The organism is Massilia aurea (genome assembly GCF_024753205.1).
In the GTDB taxonomy this organism is placed as follows: domain Bacteria; phylum Pseudomonadota; class Gammaproteobacteria; order Burkholderiales; family Burkholderiaceae_D; genus Telluria; species Telluria aurea.
This window is the reverse complement of the sequence record NZ_JANUGZ010000004.1, coordinates 254,434-274,357: the sequence shown is the minus strand read 5'-3', so window position 1 is coordinate 274,357 and position 19,924 is coordinate 254,434. Positions and strand designations below refer to the sequence as shown.

The 19,924-nt window shown below is 65.4% G+C and carries 19 protein-coding genes; 11 read left to right on the top strand and 8 right to left on the bottom strand.

The features are described 5' to 3' along the window. Nucleotide 1 precedes the first annotated feature (1 nt). From NX775_RS16355 to NX775_RS16325, 7 genes are all read right to left on the bottom strand, one after another. On the bottom strand, nt 2-2,053 hold the full coding sequence (locus tag NX775_RS16355; RefSeq protein WP_258836965.1) for an NADPH-dependent 2,4-dienoyl-CoA reductase: 2,052 nt from the start codon (nt 2,051-2,053) through the stop codon (nt 2-4). A 56-nt stretch (nt 2,054-2,109) separates the two neighbouring features. Then, the gene (locus NX775_RS16350; protein WP_183554756.1) at nt 2,110-2,565 is read right to left on the bottom strand and encodes a hypothetical protein; all 456 of its coding nucleotides are present in this window, start codon (nt 2,563-2,565) and stop codon (nt 2,110-2,112) included. Nucleotides 2,566-2,590: 25 nt separating this feature from the next. Continuing rightward, on the bottom strand, nt 2,591-3,052 hold the full coding sequence (locus NX775_RS16345; protein ID WP_183554758.1) for a DUF2721 domain-containing protein: 462 nt from the start codon (nt 3,050-3,052) through the stop codon (nt 2,591-2,593). A gap of 53 nt (nt 3,053-3,105) precedes the next feature. After that, the gene (pip, locus tag NX775_RS16340) at nt 3,106-4,062 is read right to left on the bottom strand and encodes a prolyl aminopeptidase (protein WP_258836964.1); all 957 of its coding nucleotides are present in this window, start codon (nt 4,060-4,062) and stop codon (nt 3,106-3,108) included. 75 nt (nt 4,063-4,137) lie between these two features. Continuing rightward, entirely contained in the window at nt 4,138-5,091 is a 954-nt protein-coding gene (locus tag NX775_RS16335) for a DUF429 domain-containing protein (protein WP_258836963.1), read from the bottom strand. Nucleotides 5,092-5,152: 61 nt separating this feature from the next. Then, complete coding sequence (gene phbB, locus NX775_RS16330; protein WP_258836962.1) at nt 5,153-5,893, bottom strand: acetoacetyl-CoA reductase; 741 nt, start codon at nt 5,891-5,893, stop codon at nt 5,153-5,155. A 103-nt stretch (nt 5,894-5,996) separates the two neighbouring features. Continuing rightward, nucleotides 5,997-7,175, bottom strand: coding sequence for an acetyl-CoA C-acetyltransferase (locus NX775_RS16325; protein WP_183554764.1), 1,179 nt, complete (start codon nt 7,173-7,175; stop codon nt 5,997-5,999). Nucleotides 7,176-7,539: 364 nt separating this feature from the next. Between NX775_RS16325 and minC the strand changes: the two genes are divergently transcribed. From minC to minE, 3 genes are read left to right on the top strand one after another with little or no spacing between them, the layout of a single operon-like run. Next, complete coding sequence (minC, locus tag NX775_RS16320; RefSeq protein ID WP_258836961.1) at nt 7,540-8,352, top strand: septum site-determining protein MinC; 813 nt, start codon at nt 7,540-7,542, stop codon at nt 8,350-8,352. A gap of 37 nt (nt 8,353-8,389) precedes the next feature. Further along, a complete protein-coding gene (minD, locus tag NX775_RS16315) occupies nt 8,390-9,205 on the top strand; it encodes a septum site-determining protein MinD (protein ID WP_183554767.1) in 816 nt (271 codons plus the stop codon). A gap of 1 nt (nt 9,206) precedes the next feature. Beyond that, nucleotides 9,207-9,458 carry a cell division topological specificity factor MinE gene (gene minE / locus NX775_RS16310; RefSeq protein ID WP_183554769.1) on the top strand — a complete coding sequence of 84 codons (252 nt, stop codon included), beginning with the start codon at nt 9,207-9,209 and terminating at the stop codon, nt 9,456-9,458. A gap of 172 nt (nt 9,459-9,630) precedes the next feature. Here the strand turns inward: minE and NX775_RS16305 are convergent, their stop codons facing one another. Further along, nucleotides 9,631-10,194 (bottom strand): hypothetical protein, encoded by a 564-nt coding sequence (locus NX775_RS16305; protein WP_343828442.1) that lies wholly within the window; start codon nt 10,192-10,194, stop codon nt 9,631-9,633. Nucleotides 10,195-10,423: 229 nt separating this feature from the next. Between NX775_RS16305 and NX775_RS16300 the strand changes: the two genes are divergently transcribed. The 8 genes from NX775_RS16300 to NX775_RS16265 all read left to right on the top strand — a co-directional run bounded on the left by NX775_RS16300 (nt 10,424) and on the right by NX775_RS16265 (nt 19,886). Further along, nucleotides 10,424-11,113, top strand: coding sequence for a response regulator transcription factor (locus tag NX775_RS16300; RefSeq protein WP_183554773.1), 690 nt, complete (start codon nt 10,424-10,426; stop codon nt 11,111-11,113). A 70-nt stretch (nt 11,114-11,183) separates the two neighbouring features. Continuing rightward, the gene (hemA, locus tag NX775_RS16295) at nt 11,184-12,458 is read left to right on the top strand and encodes a glutamyl-tRNA reductase (protein ID WP_183554775.1); all 1,275 of its coding nucleotides are present in this window, start codon (nt 11,184-11,186) and stop codon (nt 12,456-12,458) included. 110 nt (nt 12,459-12,568) lie between these two features. Continuing rightward, nucleotides 12,569-13,645, top strand: a complete 1,077-nt coding sequence (gene prfA / locus NX775_RS16290; RefSeq protein WP_258836960.1) for a peptide chain release factor 1 — start codon at nt 12,569-12,571, stop codon at nt 13,643-13,645. A 99-nt stretch (nt 13,646-13,744) separates the two neighbouring features. Beyond that, nucleotides 13,745-14,227, top strand: coding sequence for a disulfide bond formation protein B (locus tag NX775_RS16285; protein ID WP_258836959.1), 483 nt, complete (start codon nt 13,745-13,747; stop codon nt 14,225-14,227). Continuing rightward, nucleotides 14,224-15,045, top strand: a complete 822-nt coding sequence (prmC, locus tag NX775_RS16280; protein ID WP_258836958.1) for a peptide chain release factor N(5)-glutamine methyltransferase — start codon at nt 14,224-14,226, stop codon at nt 15,043-15,045. The genes NX775_RS16285 and prmC overlap by 4 nt, the downstream gene beginning before the upstream one ends. 31 nt (nt 15,046-15,076) lie before the next feature. Continuing rightward, nucleotides 15,077-17,122 (top strand): DUF885 domain-containing protein, encoded by a 2,046-nt coding sequence (locus NX775_RS16275; RefSeq protein WP_258836957.1) that lies wholly within the window; start codon nt 15,077-15,079, stop codon nt 17,120-17,122. Nucleotides 17,123-17,200: 78 nt separating this feature from the next. Next, nucleotides 17,201-18,796, top strand: coding sequence for a glutamate--cysteine ligase (gene gshA / locus NX775_RS16270; protein ID WP_258836956.1), 1,596 nt, complete (start codon nt 17,201-17,203; stop codon nt 18,794-18,796). 43 nt (nt 18,797-18,839) lie between these two features. Continuing rightward, a complete protein-coding gene (locus NX775_RS16265) occupies nt 18,840-19,886 on the top strand; it encodes a histone deacetylase family protein (RefSeq protein WP_258836955.1) in 1,047 nt (348 codons plus the stop codon). Nucleotides 19,887-19,924: the final 38 nt, after the last annotated feature.

The following is a 19,924-nucleotide window of genomic DNA, read 5'->3' as shown; positions in this document are numbered from 1 at the left end:
CTTACAGGCGCGCGGCCAGCTCGAACCCTTCGCGGATCGCGCGCTTGGCGTCGAGCTCCGCCGCCAGCGCGGCGCCGCCGATCTTGTGGAAACCCGACCCGCTGCTGCTGCTGCTGCTGCCAGCTGCCTCGGCCGGCATCAGCTCGGCCAGGCTCTCCTGCCCCGCGCAGACCACCACGTTATCCACCGCCAGCACGCGCGCCTGACCACCGACGGTGATGTGCAGGCCCGCATCATCGATGCGGTCATACTGCACACCCGCCAGCATCGTCACGCCGTTGCGCACGAGCGTTGCGCGGTGCACCCAGCCTGACGTCTTGCCCAGCCCCGCGCCCGGGCGCGTGCTCTTGCGCTGCAACAGCCAGACCTGGCGCGGCGGATGCGGCGCCACCGGTGCCGTCAAACCACCGGCTGCGGTCACCATTGGATCGACGCCCCACTCCCCCATCCAGTGCGCGGGCGTCATGGGCAGCGCCACATGCGGATCGTGCACGAGGAATTCCCCCATGTCGAACCCGATGCCGCCAGCGCCGATGATCGCCACGCGCGCGCCGACCGGGCGGCCATCGCGCAGCACATCCAGGTAACTGAGCACCATCGGATGGTCGATGCCGGGAATGGCCGGCTTGCGGGTGCGGATGCCGGTGGCGACGACGACCTCGTCAAAGCCTTCGGCCAGCAAGGCGTCGCGCGTGACAAAGGTGTTCAGGCGCACGTCGACGCCCAGTAGCGCCAGGCGGCGCCCGAAATAGCGGATCGTTTCGGCAAATTCTTCCTTGCCCGGCACGCGCATCGCGACATTGAACTGGCCGCCGATGCGGTCCAGCCCATCGAACAGCGTCACGCGGTGCCCGCGTTCGGCGGCCACCGTCGCCGCTGACAAACCGGCGGGGCCGGCGCCCACCACGGCGATCCGGCGCGGCTGCGCGGCCGGGCGGATCACCAGTTCGGTCTCGTAGCAGGCGCGCGGATTGACGAGGCACGTGGCGCGCTTGTTCGAGAAGGTGTGGTCCAGGCACGCCTGGTTGCAGGCGATGCAGGTGTTGATCTCGTCCGCGCGGCCGCCCGCTGCCTTGTTCACGAACTCGGGATCGGCCAGAAACGGCCGCGCCATCGATACCAGATCGGCATCGCCGCGTGCCAGCAGGGCTTCGGCCTCGTGCGGCATATTGATGCGGTTCGAGGCCACCACCGGAATGCCCACTGCGGCGCGCAAGCGGCTCGCCACCTGCGCGAACGCGGCGCGCGGTACCGACGTGACGATGGTCGGGATGCGCGCTTCGTGCCAACCGTAGCCGGTATTCAGGATTGTCACGCCGGCAGCCTCCAGGGCCTTGGCCACCAGCACCACCTCGTCCCACGTGTTGCCGCCGTCGACCAGGTCGAGCACCGAATGGCGGTACATCAGAATGAAGTCCGGCCCGACCGCAGCGCGGATGCGGCGCACGATCTCGACGGCCAGGCGCATGCGGTGTTCGATCGGCCCGCCCCACCCGTCCGTGCGGCGATTGGCGCGCGCGCACAGGAACTGGTTGAGCAGATAGCCTTCGCTGCCCATGATTTCCACGCCGTCGTAGCCGGCTTTTTGCGCGAGCCTGGCGCAGCGCACGTAGGCGGCAATCGTCGATTCGATGCCTGCTTCACTCAAGGCCTTGGGCTTGAAGCGCGAGATCGGCGACTTCAGGTTCGACGCCGACACGACGAACGGCTGGTAGCCGTAGCGCCCCGCGTGCAGGATCTGCAGCACGATCTTGCCGCCCTCTTCGTGCACGGCGCGCGTGACGCGCCGGTGGTTCGGCACATCGCCAAGAAAATTGAGCGTGCCGCCGAACGGCAGCAGCCAGCCCTGGCGGTTGGGCGAAATGCCGCCGGTGACGATCAGGCCGACGCCGCCGCGCGCGCGTTCGCGGTAGAACGCGGCGAGCTTGCCGTAGTTGTAGAAGCGGTCTTCGAGCCCGGTGTGCATCGAGCCCATGATCACGCGGTTCTTCAGCGTGGTAAAACCCAGGTCGAGCGGCGCAAGCAGGTGCGCGTAGGCAGAAGAGATAGTCATCGCGGCATTACACCGCGATTTTGTCGAGCCGTGCGTCTAAACACGGCTGACGGGTGTTACGCGAGGTGGCTGTCGCGGTCGCGCAGTTCGGCGAAGCTCTCGATGCTGCCGATCTTGACGACGATCGGGTTCAGGCTCGCGCCCGGCGACATCGAGCGCCATGCGAACTGCCATTCCTTCTCGCGCGCCTGGCCGGCGCTCTTGGTAAACGCGGCGCCCAGCGGCGAACGGCTGCCGTATTCGATGGCGCCATCGATGCCGGCCCAGTTGGGCAGCATGCGCTGCACCGCGCGGTGCAGGCGTTCGCCGAATTCCTCGCTATTGTGGATCACGAGGCACGCGTCGCTCGGCGTGATGATGTCGAACAGGGCCTTGTCCCAGGCGGTGGAAAACGACAGGTTCAGGAAGCCGCCGCTGGGCTCGAGGCGAAACTGGCCAAGGCGCAGCGAATTTTCAAGTTCGGTGCGCAGTGCGTAGCGGTGCAGGGTCGGTGGGCGTTGGTAGTCGTGCATGGGATTCTTTCTGGCCGCACCCGCCTTATGGCAGCGGTGCCGGCGGTTGCTGCATCATGATTTGCTGGTGCTGCATGCGCATGAAACGCGACGAGATGAAAATCTCGCGCAAAAAATACACGAAGCTGCTGATCAGGGCCAGCATCGCCAGCACGAAGCTCGCGGCGATGTACTGGTCGAGCGGGATGCCGGTGGTGTCGCCCGCGAACAGCATCGCGATGACGACACACACCAGCAGGCCGCAGGCGGTGCTGGAGGCAATCGCGAAGTTGATCAGGTGCGAACGCTGGTACAGCAGTTCGAGCTCGCTGGAAAATTCGGTGTTGGGGCTGACCTTGAGCCGGTCTTCGAGCACGCGCGTGCGGTCGATGATGCGGGCCAGCCGGTTGGTCAGCACGGTCAGCTTGGTGGCCACGCCGGTGAGTAAAAAAACGGGTGCGATGGCCAGCTGGATGACGTGGCCGATATCGCTGATCTGGATATTCATGAGAACGCGTTGGTCTTGATGTAATGGGTCTGGCGTAGTTTAACAGCCGCCGCTCATTCGAAGCGCCGGTGGCGCTTGAACTGTTCGGTGGCCGCGACCAGTGCGCGCGCGATGCCTGTTTCGAGCGCGCCGTGGCCGGCGTCGGGAATCATCTGCAGCGTCGAACCGGACCAGGCCCGGTGCAGGCGCCAGGCCGACAGCGGCGGGCAGATCACGTCGTAGCGGCCCTGCACGATCACGGCCGGCAGATGCGCGATGCGCCCGACGTCGCGCACCAGCTGGTCTTCGTCCAGGAACGCGCCGTTGACCATGTAGTGCGCCTCGAGCCGGCCCACGCCCAGGTCGAGCGTGTCGCTGGCGGCTTCTTCGGGCTGCGGCAGCAGAAAGACGCGGCGGCCTTCGAAGCGGCTCCAGGCGCGCGCGGCCGGCCAGAACACATCGGGATCATGGCACAGCAGGCGGCGCGCGTAGGCGCCCAGCAAATCATCGCGTTCTGCCAGCGGGATCGGCGCGACGAATTCGTCGTACAGCTCGGGATAGAACCAGCGCATGTCGTTGATGAACCAGTCGACTTCGGCGCGCGTGCACAGGAAGATCCCGCGCAGCACGAAGCCCAGGCAGCGCTCGGGATGCGCCTGCCCGTAGGCCAGCGCCAGCGTCGAGCCCCACGAGCCGCCGAACACGAGCCATTGCTTGACGCCGAACAGCGCGCGCAGGCGCTCGATGTCGTCGATCAAGAGCTGCGTCGTGTTGTTGCGCCACTCGCCCAGCGGCGTGGATTTGCCGGCGCCGCGCTGGTCGAACAGGATCACGCGGTAGGCCGCGGGATCGAAAAAGCGGCGGTGCTGCGGCGACAGCCCGGCGCCCGGGCCACCGTGCAGAAACAGCACGGGAATGCCATCCGGGTTACCGACTTCTTCCCAGTAGATCGTGTGCAGTTCGTCGACCGCCAGCATCCCGCTGCGAAGCGGCTGGAGCGGCGGGAACAGCGACGGCGGCGTAGCTGGCATTGGGGGCTTTGACGGTCAGTGAATGGGAAAATCGATTGTAACGTACGGGCATGCGATGCAGAAGCGGCGGCACAGTCACGCCGCCTGGCCCAGCACCCAGCCTTCCCAGCGCCCCGCCTGCGCGTCAAGCGGCGGACCTTCGGCGCGGTGGCCGTCGACCACGTCGAGCATGCCGCACAAGCCGATCAGCGCATCGAACTGGTCTTCGCCACTGGCGTGCGCGCCAAAGCCGTCACGGATGATGGCCTCGAGGCCGGCGGCCTGCGCATGCCCCCGTTGCGCCAGCCAGTCAAGCAATGGGGGCGCAACGGATGCGCGCCCGGCCTGGCTGCGCTTGCTCCACAGGGGCCGGCGACCGATGCCGAGCCGGTGATAGGTGTCGCCCGGGTAGGTCTCGGCCACGATCGTGCGCTCGCCACCGAGCTGGTCGTGCAGCGCGCCGTCGAACGGCCACAGCGCGATGCGCGCGCCCTGCGGTTGCAGCACTTCGCGCCAGCCGGCCAGCGCCGCCTTGCCGACCTGGTTGCCGCCCAGTGTCCAGAACAGGCTGCACGCGGCGGGACGCTGGTCGGTCCTGCGTTCGCAGGCGCGCAGCAGGTCGGCGGCATCGGCGTGGCCCAGGCCCGTCAGCAAATGCTCGCGCAGGCGGCCACCGGGCCGGACCGGATAGAACGGCCGGTGGATGCCGATGTCGGCGCGGTCATCGCAGACCTCGAACCAGCGCTCCCAGGCGCCGCTGCCGACAGTGGCGAGCAGCTCGGCAAAATTTGCCAGCCCCGTCGCCGCGCCATACGCCGCCGGCACGCCGATGGGAAAATCGACGCCGACCAGCACCGGCCCCGGCGCCGTCGAGCGCGTTCCCAGCTGTTCCAAGAATGTGGCGGTCACGCCGACCAGCTCGGGCAGGCCGATCTGCCAGCCGGCGCTGCCTGCATCGCGCAGCGCCACCGCCATCCAGCGCTTGCCAGGGTGGATGCTCCAGTCGCAGTGCGCAATCACGCGCGGCAGGGAGCGTGACAATGTGCGCATCACGTGGCCCTTAAAAGAAAAAAGCCGTGTCGCCACGGCTTTGCGATGCTATCTGGCACGATCAAGACATGTGCTGGCCGCCATTGATCGCGATATTCGCGCCCGTGACGAACGCCGCTTCATCCGACGACAGGTACGCGACCAGGCCGGCGACTTCTTCGGGCTTGCCGAGGCGGCCCATTGGGATTTGCGGAATGATCTTGGTTTCCAGCACTTCGCTCGGGATGTCCATCACCATCTTGGTGCCGATATAGCCTGGCGAAATGGTGTTGACGGTCACGCCCTTGCGCGCCACTTCCAGCGCCAGCGCCTTGGTAAAGCCGTGCATGCCGGCCTTGGCCGCCGAGTAGTTGGTCTGGCCGAATGCGCCCTTCTGGCCGTTGACCGACGAGATATTGATGATCCGGCCCCAGCCCCGCTCGACCATGCCATCGCAGACCGGCTTGGTCATATTGAAGACGGAGTCGAGGTTGGTCTTGATCACGGCGTCCCAGTTGACCTTGTCCATTTTCTTGAACGTCATGTCGCGCGTGATGCCGGCGTTATTGACCAGCACATCGACCGGGCCGACATCGGCGATCACCTGGCGCACGCATTCCTGGGCCGCATCGTAGTCGGAGACGTCGCAGGCATAGGCCTTGAAATCGAAGCCCTGCTCGCGCATGGCACCGAGCCAGCCTTCGACCTTCGTATTACCTGGCGAAAAAGTGGTGACGACCTGGTACCCCAGAGCCGCCAACTTGATGCACACCGCTTCGCCCAGGCCGCCCATGCCGCCGGTTACTAACGCTACTCTAGCCATTGTCTTCTCCAGTTTTATTGTTGGTTGCTACGTCGAAACCGGCGACGGCGCCGGCGCCCGTCCTGGCCGCCCCCGCACATCACCGTGTTGGATACTGAAAGCGTCAGTCGCGTTCGATTGCCAGCGCCACGCCCATGCCGCCGCCGATGCAGAGGCTGGCGAGCCCCTTCTTGGCGTCGCGGCGGATCATTTCGTGCAGCAACGTGACCAGGACGCGCGCACCGGAGGCGCCGATCGGGTGGCCCAGCGCGATGGCGCCGCCGTTGACGTTGATCTTGGACGTGTCCCAGCCCATTTCCTTGTTCACGGCAACGGCCTGGGCGGCGAAGGCTTCGTTGATTTCCATGAGGTCGAGGTCTTCGTGGGTCCAGCCGGCCTTTTTCAGGCACAGCTTGGAGGCCGACACCGGGCCCATGCCCATGATCGCCGGGTCCAGCCCGGACGACGAGTAGGCCTTGATGCGCGCCAGCGGGGTCAAGCCCAGCTCGCGCGCTTTCGATGCGCTCATCATGATCACGGCGGCGGCGCCGTCGTTCAGGCCAGACGCATTGCCGGCGGTGACGCTGCCTTCTTTATTGAAGGCGGGCCGCAGGCTGGCCAGCGCTTCGATCGTGCTGCCCTGTTTTGGATACTCGTCGGTATCGAAGACGGTGGTGCCTTTTTTGGAGACGATCTCGATCGGGATGATTTCGTCCTTGAAGCGGCCTTCTTTCTGGGCGGCCTCGGCCTTGAGCTGCGACTGCAGCGCGAATTCATCCTGCTCGGCGCGCGAAATCTCGTACTTGCGGGCGACGTTTTCCGCCGTCACGCCCATGTGGTACCCGTTGAACGAATCCCACAGGCCATCATTGATCATGGTGTCGACCAGCTTGGCGTCGCCCATGCGGAAACCGTCGCGCGAACCGGACAGCACGTGCGGCGAGGCGCTCATGTTTTCTTGCCCGCCGGCGATGACGATGTCGGCGTCGCCGCAACGGATCGCCTGCGCGGCCAGGTGGGTGGCCTTGAGGCCGCTGCCGCAGACCTTGTTGATGGTGTAGCCGGGGACCATTTCGGGCAGGCCGGCCTTGATCAGGGCCTGGCGCGCCGGGTTCTGGCCGACACCGGCGGTGAGCACCTGCCCCATGATGACTTCGCTGACAGCGGCAGGATCGATGCCGGTCTTGTCCAGCAGGTGCTTGATGACTTGTGCGCCGAGTTCGGCGGCGGGGATCTTGGCGAGCGTGCCGCCGAATTTACCAACTGCGGTGCGGCCAGCGGCCACGATGACGACGTCTTCCATTTCATTCTCCGTTCAACCGGCCTGGGGCCGGCATTATTCAGGACTTCCCTGGGACGGGGCGCAGCTTTGTCGGGTGCGGTGCCCATGCGCATGGGAATAGTGAAGCCCCGACCACCCCGACTGCCATAAAAAATAGCAGCGGCGATCGGGGGTTGAGGAACCCATGCTGATCTTTAAGCACTGGCAATCTTAGCAGTTTATTCATCGAAAACAAGGTCGCAAGCGCCAGGGTTTGATGTAGAACAGAACTTAATTTCCAACTCGATGCATGTTCAATTGCCACTAGGAATGATGCGTGCGCTTCTGTCCTTTTCTACAATTTTCACAGTAGAATGCACAAGCGCAATGCCAACCACTCTGTTTTATGCCCAAGACCACGCTTCCCATCGAGATCAAGATTTCCACGGTCGTCGCCATTTCGACGATCCTGCACTCGGCAGACCTCGAGGCGATCGATTCCGCACTGGCCTCGATGACGGGCGGCGTGTCGGACTTTTTCGAGGATGAGTTTGCGGTGATCGACGTGAGCGCCTTCACCTCGAGCGCCTGGACGATCGACTGGCCCGCCATCGTGGCGCTGCTCAAGAAATACCGCCTCAACGCTGTGGCCGTACGCGGCGCCAGTCCGTTGATGATCGACGCGATCCGGGCCCAGGGCCTGGCGCTGGACGATGGCTCGGGCGGCGTGCACGCCGGCGGCCACGCCACGCCGCCCCCGCTCGTCGTGCACGCGGCAGCCGCGCCCGCACCCGAGCCAGCCCCGGCGCCAGCCGCGCCTGCGCCAGAACCGGCCCCGGCCCCGGCCGCCAGCCAGCCGGGTACGCCCGCCCTGGCGCCGATGGTGATCGACACCCCGGTGCGCGCCGGCCAGCGCATCTATGCACGCGGTACCGACCTGATCGTGACCGCCGTGGTCAACAATGGCGCCGAACTGATCGCCGATGGCAGCATCCATGTGTACGCGCCGCTCAATGGCCGCGCGCTGGCTGGCGCCTCGGGCAATGCCGACGCGCGGATCTTCGCGCTGTCGATGCAGCCCGAACTGGTCTCGATCGCCGGCGTCTACCGCACGTTCGACGAAGGCTTCCCGACCGACCTGGCGCGTCAGCCGACGCAGATCCGGCTCGTTGGCGACCGGATCGATATCCAGTCGCTCGCGGCGCCATCGCGCGCCTGACCGTTCGAATTGAACAGATACTGTAAAGGACTTATTTGTGGCACGAATTATTGTTGTGACGTCCGGCAAGGGCGGTGTTGGCAAGACGACCTCAAGCGCCAGCTTCGCTTCCGGGCTGGCCATGCGTGGCCACAAGACCGCCGTCATCGACTTCGACGTCGGCCTGCGCAACCTCGACCTGATCATGGGTTGCGAACGCCGTGTGGTGTATGACCTGATCAACGTCGTCAATGGCGAAGCGACCCTGAACCAGGCGCTGATCAAGGACAAGCACTGCGACAACCTGTTCATCCTGCCGGCATCGCAGACGCGCGACAAGGACGCCCTGTCCGAAGAAGGCGTCGAGCGCGTGATCAACGACCTCGTCAAGATGGAATTCGAATTCATCATCTGCGATTCGCCGGCCGGCATCGAGCACGGCGCGCTGATGGCGCTGACCTTCGCCGACGAAGCCATTGTCGTGACAAACCCCGAAGTCTCGTCGGTGCGCGACTCGGACCGCATCCTGGGCATCCTGCAAGCCAAATCGCGTCGCGCCCAGAGCGGCTCCGAGCCGGTCAAGGAACACCTCCTGATCACCCGCTATTCGCCAAAGCGCGTCGACGCCGACGAAATGCTGTCGTACCAGGACGTCCAGGAAATCCTGCGCATCCCGCTGATCGGCATCATCCCTGAATCCGAATCCGTACTGCACGCATCCAACCAGGGCAACCCGGCGATTCACTTCAAGGGAACCGACGTGGCCGAAGCCTATGAAGACGTGGTCGCGCGCTTCCTGGGCGAAGAGCGTCCGCTGCGCTTTACCAGCTACGAAAAGCCAGGGTTGTTCCAGCGTATCTTCGGAGCCAAGTGAGATGGCACTGCTATCCTTTCTCTTCCCCGAAAAAAAGAAGAGCGCGACAGCTGCCAAGGAACGCCTGCAGATCATCATCGCGCGCGAACGCACCAACCGTGCCGGGCCGGACTTCCTGCCGGCCCTGCATCAGGAGCTGATCGCGGTGATCTCGAAGTACGTCAAGGTCAATCCGGACGACATCAAGGTGTCGCTCGACCGCCAGGGCAACCTGGAAGTGTTGGATGTGAACGTGGTGCTGCCGGATAATTGAACGTGCGCACCCGTGACCGACAAAGCCCGCTTCGCGCGGGCTTTGTTTTGGGCGCTCATCTTTCGTGGTGAGGACAGGTTCGTTGAACGCGTGGGCGGCATAGCCGCCCACCCTACAGCGGACGTAGGGTGGACGGGTTTCCCGTCCACGCGTTCAACACCTCCGGCCAGCGTTACATCACCAGCAGCGGCGCCTTCGCCGTGCCGCTGGTCGCGCCCACGGCATCGTCGTCCTCGGCCACGTTGTGGTCGATCCCGGCGTTTTCGAGCTCGCGCGCCACGGCCACGCACGCTTCCACGTGCTGCGTACCCATCCGCTTGAACAGCGTGTAGCCGATGGCGGCCGATGCGATCTGGCCGGCGATCGGCACCATCTTCGCGCTCGACTTGACGGCCATCCGGCCTGCCACGCGCTGGAACAGGCGCAGCACCACGCCACGCGTGACCAGCTTGCCGACCAACATGCCACCGACCGATGCCGCTGCCTTATAGGCAATGATGCGCAGGCGCGGGTTCAGGCGCTCGATCTGTTTCTGCGTCAGGCCAAACTCGGCGTTGACTTCGTCGACCAGGGACGCAAAACCAGTAATATCGGCCAAAAGATCCAGGCCGGGAATTGGCACGGCCGCGACCGCCGCCGACATCGCGGCGCGCTTCTTGACCAATGCCAGGCAACGCAGGCGCGTGGCCTCGACTTCCGGGCCACTGACGGGTACGCGGTCTTCAGGAACAGTCACATCTTTGCGTCGAAACAACATAATCTCACCCTTTTCGTTATTCAGATTTCATCTGAAATCCAGTGTACCCCCATGACATGACACTGTACGTGGTCCCTTTAACACAACAGTTGCAACAAGAAGCGAAAAAACGATATTTACCTTTAGCACTATTTTGTCAAAGTCTGCTATATTCGTTTTTAACTTTGTAGGAGTCTTCCTACAGTGCAAACTTTCACATTGTCCCATCATGAAGATCGCTGTTCTGGAGCAAGACCGCCCGCAAGCCGACCTGATTTGCCAGGTCCTCAGTGCTGCCGGCCACAACTGCCAATCGTTTGACAGCGCCCGCGATCTGCTCGCGCAACTGCGCAAGGATAGCGCCGACATGCTCGTGATGGACTGGAACGTTCCGGATATGGATGGCGCCGAGGTGCTGCGCCGCGCCAAGGAAAAGCTGGCGTCGCAGGCGCCGACGATGTTCTTGGTCGGCAATAACGCAGAAGACGACATCATTGCCGGCGTCAACGCCGGCGCCGACGATTACCTGATCAAGCCGCTGCGCCGCGGCGAACTGGTCTCGCGCGTCTCGGCCCTGCTGCGCCGCGCCTACCCGTCGCAAAACAGTGCCGAACAGCTGCAGTTCGGCCCGTACACCTTCGAAACCCGCCCAGGCCGCCTGCTCAAGGATGGTTCCGTCATCGACGTGACGCAGAAGGAATTTTCGCTGGCACTGCTGTTCTTCCGTAACATCGGCCGGCCGCTGTCGCGCGCCTACATCCACGAGTCGGTCTGGGTCCGCGAAAACGATGTGCCGTCGCGCACGATGGACACGCACGTGTCGCGGGTGCGCAATAAACTGCATCTGCGCCCCGAGAATGGCTTCCGGCTGGTGCCCGTCTACAGCTATGGTTACCGCCTGGAAAAACTGGGCGCCTGACCCGGCTTCTGAAGCCGTTTTCCCATGAGGGTATAATGACCGCAGTCATTCACCCTCTACCCTCCCCAGAATGCAACTCCTCGCCGTTGGCCTGAACCACACGACCGCACCGGTCTCGCTGCGCGAGCAGCTGGCGCTCGCCCCCGATCAGATCGGCACGGCGGTGCAGTCGGCGCGCGGCTGGTTCGCGCGCAATGGTTCTACGGGCAATGAAGAAGCGGCAATCCTGTCGACCTGCAACCGCAGCGAGCTGTATGCGGCCACCAGCCTGCCCGACCCGCTCGACGCGTCGGCGCAATTTCTGGCCCATTACCACGCGCTGAACTACGCCGAGCTGCGCCCCCACCTGTACCTGCTGCCGCAGGACGACGCCGTGCGCCACGCGTTTCGCGTCGCCTCGGGACTCGATTCGATGGTGCTGGGCGAGCCGCAAATTCTGGGCCAGATGAAGGATGCCGTGCGCACCGCCGACGAAGCCGGTGGCCTGGGCACGTATCTGCACCAGATGTTCCAGCGCACCTTCGCCGTTGCCAAGGAAGTGCGTTCGAGTACCGAGATCGGCGCGCACAGCGTGTCGATGGCCGCCGCCGCCGTGCGCCTCGCGCACCGCATCTTCGACCGCATCGCCGACCAGCACGTGCTGTTCATCGGCGCCGGCGAAATGATCGAACTGTGCGCGGCGCACTTCTCGGCGCAGAACCCGAAATCGGTCACCATTGCCAACCGCAGCATGGAGCGGGGCGCGCTGCTCGCCAGCCGCTACAACGGCCGCGCGATCGGCCTGGCCGAGCTGCCCGACTGCCTGCACCAATTTGACATCGTGATCTCGTGTACCGCCTCGACGCTGCCGCTGATCGGCCTGGGCATGGTCGAGCGGGCCGTCAAGGCGCGCCGCCATCGCCCGATGTTCATGGTCGACCTGGCCGTGCCGCGCGATATCGAACCCGAAGTCGCGCGCCTGGATGACGTGTTCCTGTACACGGTCGACGACCTGGCCCAGGTGGTGCAGACCGGCATGGAAAGCCGCCAGGCCGCTGTGCGGCAGGCCGAAGCCATCATCGAAACGCGCGTCGAATCGTTTATGCACTGGGTGGGCGACCGCGCCGTGGTGCCGGTGATCCGCGACCTGCACGAGTCGAGCGAGGTGCTGCGCCTGGCAGAACTCGAACGTGCACGGCGCATGCTGGCACGCGGCGACGATGCCGACGCCGTGCTCGAAGCCCTGTCCCGTGGCCTGACTGCCAAGTTCCTGCATGGCCCGCAACAGGCCCTGCACCATGCCCAGGGCGACGAACGCGCGCGCCTGGCCAGCCTGCTGCCGCAGCTGTTCCGCGGTCGCCGTTAGCGCACCAGTTCTCTGGCGGCCTGCCCGCCCGCGCCGTGCCTGGCGCCTCTCTGCTGTAATCCGGTCGCAATCCGCGGCCTGCCCGATTCCTTACATCCCTGATACCGCCCATGAAACCTTCCATGCTCTCCAAGCTGGACCAACTTGCCAACCGCCTGGTCGAGCTGGACGAACTGTTGATGACCGAAGGCGTCACCGCCGATATGGACAACTACCGCAAGATGACGCGCGAGCACGCCGAGCTCTCGCCGCTGGTGGCCGTGTACCGCCAGTACGAAAGCGCGCTGGCCAATACCGCCGAAGCGCAAGAGATGCTGCAGGACCCGGAAATGAAGGAGTTCGCGCAGGAAGAAATCGAAGCGGCCAAGGTGCGCATGGCGGATCTGGAGCAGGAACTGCAAAAGATGCTGCTGCCGAAGGACGCCAACGACGAGCGCAATATCTTCCTCGAGATCCGCGCCGGCACGGGTGGTGACGAATCGGCGCTGTTCGCGGGCGATTTGCTCCGCATGTACACGCGCTTTGCCGAGCGCAATCGCTGGCAGGTCGAGATGGTGTCCGAATCCACCTCGGACCTGGGCGGCTACCGCGAGGTGATCGTGCGCATCGTCGGCAACGGCGCCTACTCGAAGCTGAAGTTCGAGTCGGGCGGGCACCGCGTGCAGCGCGTGCCGGCCACCGAGACGCAGGGCCGCATCCACACGTCGGCCTGCACGGTCGCGGTGATGCCCGAGGCCGACGAAGTCGAAGACATCGACATCAACCCGGCCGACCTGCGCATCGACACCTACCGCGCCTCGGGCGCCGGCGGGCAGCACATCAACAAGACCGATTCGGCCGTGCGCATTACCCACCTGCCGACCGGTCTGGTGGTGGAATGCCAGGACGACCGCAGCCAGCACAAGAACAAGGCGCAGGCGATGAAGGTGCTGGCCGCGCGCTTGAAGGACGCCCAGCTGCGCGAGCAGCAATCGAAGGAAGCGGCCACGCGCAAGAGCCTGATCGGTTCGGGCGACCGCAGCGAACGCATTCGCACCTATAACTTCCCGCAGGGCCGGCTGACCGACCACCGCATCAACCTGACGCTGTACAAGCTCGACTTCATCATGGATGGCGACTTGACCGATCTGACCAACGCACTGGCGTCGGAGCACCAGGCCGAGCAACTGGCGGCGCTGGGGGATTAAAGGCCCGTTAAGTTGCCTGATTGAAAATGGCTGGAGGCCGGCCATAAGGTTTGTGAGAAAATGGCCGCTACCGCTCCCATGCCAGGAAAACCACCGATCATGCAACCTACCAACCGCCAGGCCCTGTTCATCATCTCCTTCATCAGTTTTGCACTGGTCGGCTTTGCCCTCTACCTGCAACACAGCCTGGAAATGCGGCCTTGCCCGCTGTGCGTGATCCAGCGGTATTTCTTCCTCGGTATCGGCCTGGCCGCGCTCGTCGGCGCCTTTACCGGCAAGATCAGCGGGAGTGTCGTGGTCGCGCTGCTGGCTGCGGTCGGCGGCCTGATCACGGTCGGCAAGCACCTGTACGTGATCGCCAACCCCGGTTTCTCGTGCGGCATCGATCCGATGGAAACCATGCTCAACAAGATCCCGACGGCCGAATACCTGCCGTGGCTGTTCCGCGCCGATGGCCTGTGCGAAGGCGCGACCGACAAGGTGCTGGGCCTGGCCATTCCGCAATGGTCGGCCGTCTGGTTCGTGATCCTCACCGTGCTGCTGGGCTGGGTGCTGTTGCGCCAGCGCCGCGCCAACGCATGATCCAGGCCGGCGTCACCCTGGCCCAGGCGCGCCTGGCGCTGCCGCTCGATGCACTGGAAAACCGCATCCTGCTGTGCCATGCATTGAGCCTGCCGCGCGTGGCGCTGATCACGCAATCCGAGCGCGTCTTGAGCACCGCCGAAGCAGTGCGGCTCAATGGCCTCGTTCAGCGCCGCCTGGCTGGCGAACCGATCGCCTACATCGTCGGTGAACGTGAATTCTTCGGACTGCCGTTCAAGGTCACGCCGGCTGTGCTGATTCCGCGGCCCGACACCGAACTGCTGGTCGAACTCGCCCTCGAGCGCCTGGCGCCGCAGCAGCGCCTGCTCGACATGGGCACTGGCAGCGGCGCCATTGCCGTCGCGGCCGCTCACACCCGACCCGACCTGGCCGTCACCGCCCTCGACGTCAGCGACGACGCCCTGGCGATTGCGCGCATGAACGCCGCCGCCAACGGCGCGCGCGTGCACTTCGTGCGCAGCGACTGGTTTGCCGGATTGCGCGACGAGCGTTTCGACCTGATCGCCTCGAATCCGCCGTACATCGTGGCCGGCGACGCGCACCTGAGCGAAGGCGATCTGCGCTTCGAACCGGTGGATGCGCTGACCGATCACGCCGACGGCCTGTCCGACCTGCGCACGATCGTCAAGGGCGCCGACGCGCATCTGGACGCCGGTGGCTGGCTGCTGCTCGAACACGGCTACGACCAGGCCGGCGCCGTGCGCGCACTGCTGGACGCGCACGGGTACAGCGACGTGCAAAGCTGGCGCGACCTGGCCGGCATCGAACGCGTCAGCGGTGGCCGGCGCGGCGCGTAAGGCGCGCCCGCCCGTGGATGGACTTGTTAAAATGACCAGTCCCGTCAACGGAGAGCGCATGCGCATCCTGTTTGCCTCACTTGCTTTGCTGGTGCCGCCGGTCTGCGCCGTCGCGGCCGCGCCTGCTGTTCCTCCTGTCGCTATTCCCGTCGCCGTGCAGCCGGTCACCCCGACCGAAACACCGGCAGCGCAAGCGGCCCAGCTGTTCGAGCGCGACTGGCAATGGCAACTGCGCCGCGCACCCGAACGCGCCACGGCCCTGGGCGAGCACCGCTACAACGCTTATCTCACCGACACCTCGCTGGCCGCGCGTGCGCAGGCAATCGAGCACGAGCGCGCCATGCTGGCTGCGGCGCGCGCGATCGATCGCAGCGCACTGTCGGGCCAGGACGGGCTGTCACTTGACCTGTTCAGCGCCGACAAGCAGCGCGTGCTGGCCAGCGCCGCCTTAATGCCGTTCGATCCGCAACCGCTCACCGCCTACGATGGCCTGCACGTGCAACTGCCGCGCCTTGTGGCGCAGATGCCGTTCATGACCGATGCCGACTACCAGACCTATCTGGCGCGCCTGCAAGCGCTGCCGGCCCACGTCGATGGCCTGATCGAGCAGCTGCGCGCCGGTCGCCAGGCCGGCTGGACCACGCCGAAGGCGGCGCTGGCGCCGGTGCCGGACGCCTTGCGCGCGCTGCGCGAGGGCTTGCAGGATGGCCCGCTGGGCGCGCCGTTCAAGCGCATCCCGGCAACGATCGCGCCCGAGAGCCGCGACGCATTGCGCGCCGCCGGTGCGGCTGCACTGGCGAACACCGTCGCGCCCAGCCTGCGCACGCTCGAAACATTCCTGCGCGAGGATTATCTGCCGGGCGCGCGCGCAACGATCGGCGCGAGCCAGCAAGCGGGCGGCGCCGACTGGTACGCCCAGCTGGTACGCACCAGCACCAGTACGGCGCTCACACCGGCCCAGGTGCATGCGCTGGGCCTGCAGGAAGTCGCGCGCCTGCGCGCCGCGATCGAGGCCGTGATCCCGCGCACCGGTTTTCGCGGCGGCTTTGCGGAATTCCTCGTGTTCGCACGGGGCGACCGACGCCTGTATTTCACCGACCCGAACGCCCTGCTCGACCGCTACCGGCGCACGCTGGCGCTGACCCAGGCACGTCTTGGCCGCGTGGTCAGCAGCGTGCCGGCGGCCGGCATCGTCGTCAAGCCGATGGGCGCAGGCAGCAGCGGCCAGCCGGCCGCCTATTACGAGGCCGGCAGCGCGCAGCGCAGCGCTGCGCTGGTGGTCGATAATGTGCGCCTAGACGCGCGGCCGATGTGGCAGGTCGACACCATTGCGCTGCACGAAGCGGTACCCGGCCACCACCTGCAGGTGGCGCGCGCGCAGGAACTGGCGCTGCCCGCGTTTCGCCGTCATGGCTGGTACGACGCGTTCGGCGAAGGCTGGGCCACCTACGCTGAGGGCCTGGGCCCGGAGCTTGGCCTGTTCAAGGACCCGTTCTCGCTGTTCGGGCACCTGAACGAAGAGATGTTCCGCGCCGCGCGGCTGGTGGTCGACACTGGCATCCACACGCTGGGCTGGTCGCGCCAGCAGGCGATCGATTACCTGACCGCAAACACGGCCAATCCGCCGGCGGACAACGAGGCCGAGGTCGATCGCTACATTGCCCGCCCGGCGCAGGCACTGAGCTACAAGATCGGCCAGCTGCGCATCCTGGCGCTGCGCAACAAGGCGCGCGCGGCGCTGGGCGCCAGGTTCGATGCGCGGCGTTTCCATGATGCGGTGCTGGGCAACGGCGCGCTGCCCTTGAGCGAACTGGAGCGCCAGATCGAGCGCTGGATCGCGGCCCCGGACACGCCAGTCTCGGCGCCCACGCTGGAAACCGCGCCGGACGACGCGTTCAATGCCGAATTCGAATCGGTTGTCCCGGTGCTTGAACCGGTGTTCGAATTCGACTTCACGTTCGACGGCGAAGTCCCGCCCGGTCTCGAACCCGGCCCGGCGCCTGATTTCATACCGCCTGCCAGACCCGTGCCACCGCCCGCTGCACCGTCGTACCGGGCGCCGCCCTGGCGCGAATGATGACCGCCCGAACGTGGAGTCCGATTTTCGGTTAATCTCTGCACCAGCCGAAACAGGCAGTACAAGAAAGGAAACACCGTGTCGAACCAATTCAACCGCCGTCTGGCCCTGCTGGGCGACGACGAACACCGCGCCTTGCTGGGCCAGGGCCTGCGCGGCATCGAGCGCGAAACGCTGCGCGTGGATGCTGCCGGCCAGCTCGCGCGCACCCCGCATCCGCCTGCCCTCGGTTCGGCACTGACGCACCCCAGCATCACCACCGACTACGCCGAAGCACTGATGGAATTCATCACCCCGGTCGAGCACGATATCTCGCTGGCGCTGCACCGCCTCGATGCGATCCACCGTCATGCGTACACCAAGCTGGGCGACGACATGCTGTGGGGCATGTCGATGCCGGGCGAACTGCCGCCCGAAGAAGACATCGAGATCGCCTACTACGGCACCTCGAATATCGGCCAGCTGAAGCACGTGTACCGGCGCGGCCTGGCGCTGCGCTATGGCAAGGCGATGCAGTGCATCGCAGGCATTCACTACAACTACTCGCTGCCGGAAAAGCTGTGGCAGGTGTTTGCCCAGGACGAAGGCATCGTCGAAGAACGCCGTCACGCGCTGCGCGATTTCCAGTCCGAGAGCTATATCGCGATGGTGCGCAACTTCCGCCGTTATTCGTGGCTGCTGATGTACCTGTTCGGCGCCACGCCGGCGCTGACCACGAGCTTCCTGCGTGGCCGCCCGCATGCGCTCGAGACGCTGTCCGATGACACGCTGTACCTGCCGTACGCAACCAGCCTGCGCATGAGCGACCTCGGTTACCAGAACGATGCGCAGTCGGGCCTGCGCCCGCACGAAAACAGCCTGGAAAGCTACGTCACCAGCCTGATGGACGCGGTCAATCGCCCGTATCCGCCGTACCAAGAACTGGGTACCAAGAAGGATGGCGAGTGGATCCAGCTGTCGACCAACGTGCTGCAGATCGAGAACGAGTACTACTCGACGATTCGCCCGAAGCGCGTGATCCGCACCGGCGAGCGTCCGGTGCAGGCCCTGTGCAACCGCGGCGTGCAGTACATCGAGGTGCGCTGCATGGACGTCGATCCGTACGAGCCGGTCGGCATCTCGCTCGAGACAGGCCGCTTCCTGGACGCGTTCCTGCTGTTCTGCGCCCTCGAAGAAAGCCCTTTGATCAGCGACCATGACAGCGCCATGCACGCCCGTAACTTCGCGCGCACAGTCAAGGAAGGCCGCCGGCCCGGCCTGACGCTCACGCGCGATGGCCTGGAAGTGCCGCTTGCGACCTGGGCGCTCGAGTTGATCGAGCGCATCCGGCCCGTGGCGGCATTGCTCGACGACGGGCACAACGAAGGCGACGTGCACACCGCCTCACTGAGCCACCAGAAAGCCAAGATCGAGGATCCGGCGCTGACGCCATCGGCGCGCGTGCTGGACGAGATCCGCGCACTGGGCTCGGCCGCAGCATTCGGCGTGCAGCAAAGCACGCTGCACGCCGCGTCGTTCCGCGACAGCCCGTTGATGCCCGCCGAAGAAATGCTGTTCGACGAAATGGCCGCCGTCTCGATCGCTGACCAGATGATCATCGAGCAAACCGATACCGGCAACTTCGACGCCTTCGTTGCGGCGTACAACAGCAGTACACTGTGCGGCAATAACTGAGGCTGCAGCGGTCGCCTCACCTGCACCGACGCACGAGGACCACTTGCTCACGTTTTATAACGAACACCACGCCCAGCATGATGGCCGCGCCGCAATCGGGCGCGGCGAGCTGGCGCCGTGTTCGGAAAAACCCGAGCGCGTGACGATGGTGTTGAAGGAGTGCGAACGGCGCGGCCTGGGCGCCATCGTCACGCCGCACGGCGTGCCCCTGATGACGCTCGAGCGCGTTCATAGTCCGCGCTACCTGCACTTTTTGCGCACGGCCTGGAGCGAGTGGCTGGCACTCGATCCGGCCAACGCCGGCAAGGATGCTTTTCCTGTCGTGTGGCCGGTGCGCACGCTGCGCAGCGACATCGAACCCGAGAATTTCCGCGCCCGCCTGGGCCTGTATTCGATGGATTGCAGCACGCCGCTGACCGGCGGCACCTGGATCGCGGCCAAGACGGGCGCGGACTGCGCCGTCAATGCCGCGCACGCATTGCAGCGCGGCGAGCGCGGCACCTTTGCGCTGACGCGCCCCCCCGGCCACCACGCCGGCAGCGACTTCTTTGGCGGTTCGTGCTTCCTGAACAACGCGGCGCTGGCGGCCCAGCATCTGCTGGACGACGGGCGCGAGCGCGTCGCCATCCTCGACCTTGACTACCACCACGGCAACGGCACCCAGAGCATCTTCTATGGCCGCAGCGACGTGCTGTTCATTTCGATCCATGCCGACCCGCGCGTCGCGTACCCGTTCTACCTGGGCCACGCCGACGAAACCGGCAGCGGCGCAGGCGTCGGCTACACGATGAACCTGCCGCTCGCACCGGGTAGCAGCAGCGCCACCTGGTTCGCGGCGCTCGAAACGGCATGCGTGAAGATCGCGATGACGCGCCCGCAGGCGCTCGTGGTCTCGCTGGGCGTGGACACCTTCGCCCATGGCAACGAGCCGCGCTTCCACCTGCAGGGCGGCGACTTTCTGCGCATCGGCGAGCGCATTGCGCACCTGGGTTTGCCAACCGTGTTCATTTTCGAAGGCGGCGCCATCAGCCCGGAGCTGGGCATCCATACCGTCAACGTGCTCGAAGGCTTCGAGACCGCCGCCGAATAGCACACTCCCGTCCCATTTTTCATTGACCCGTATCTGCC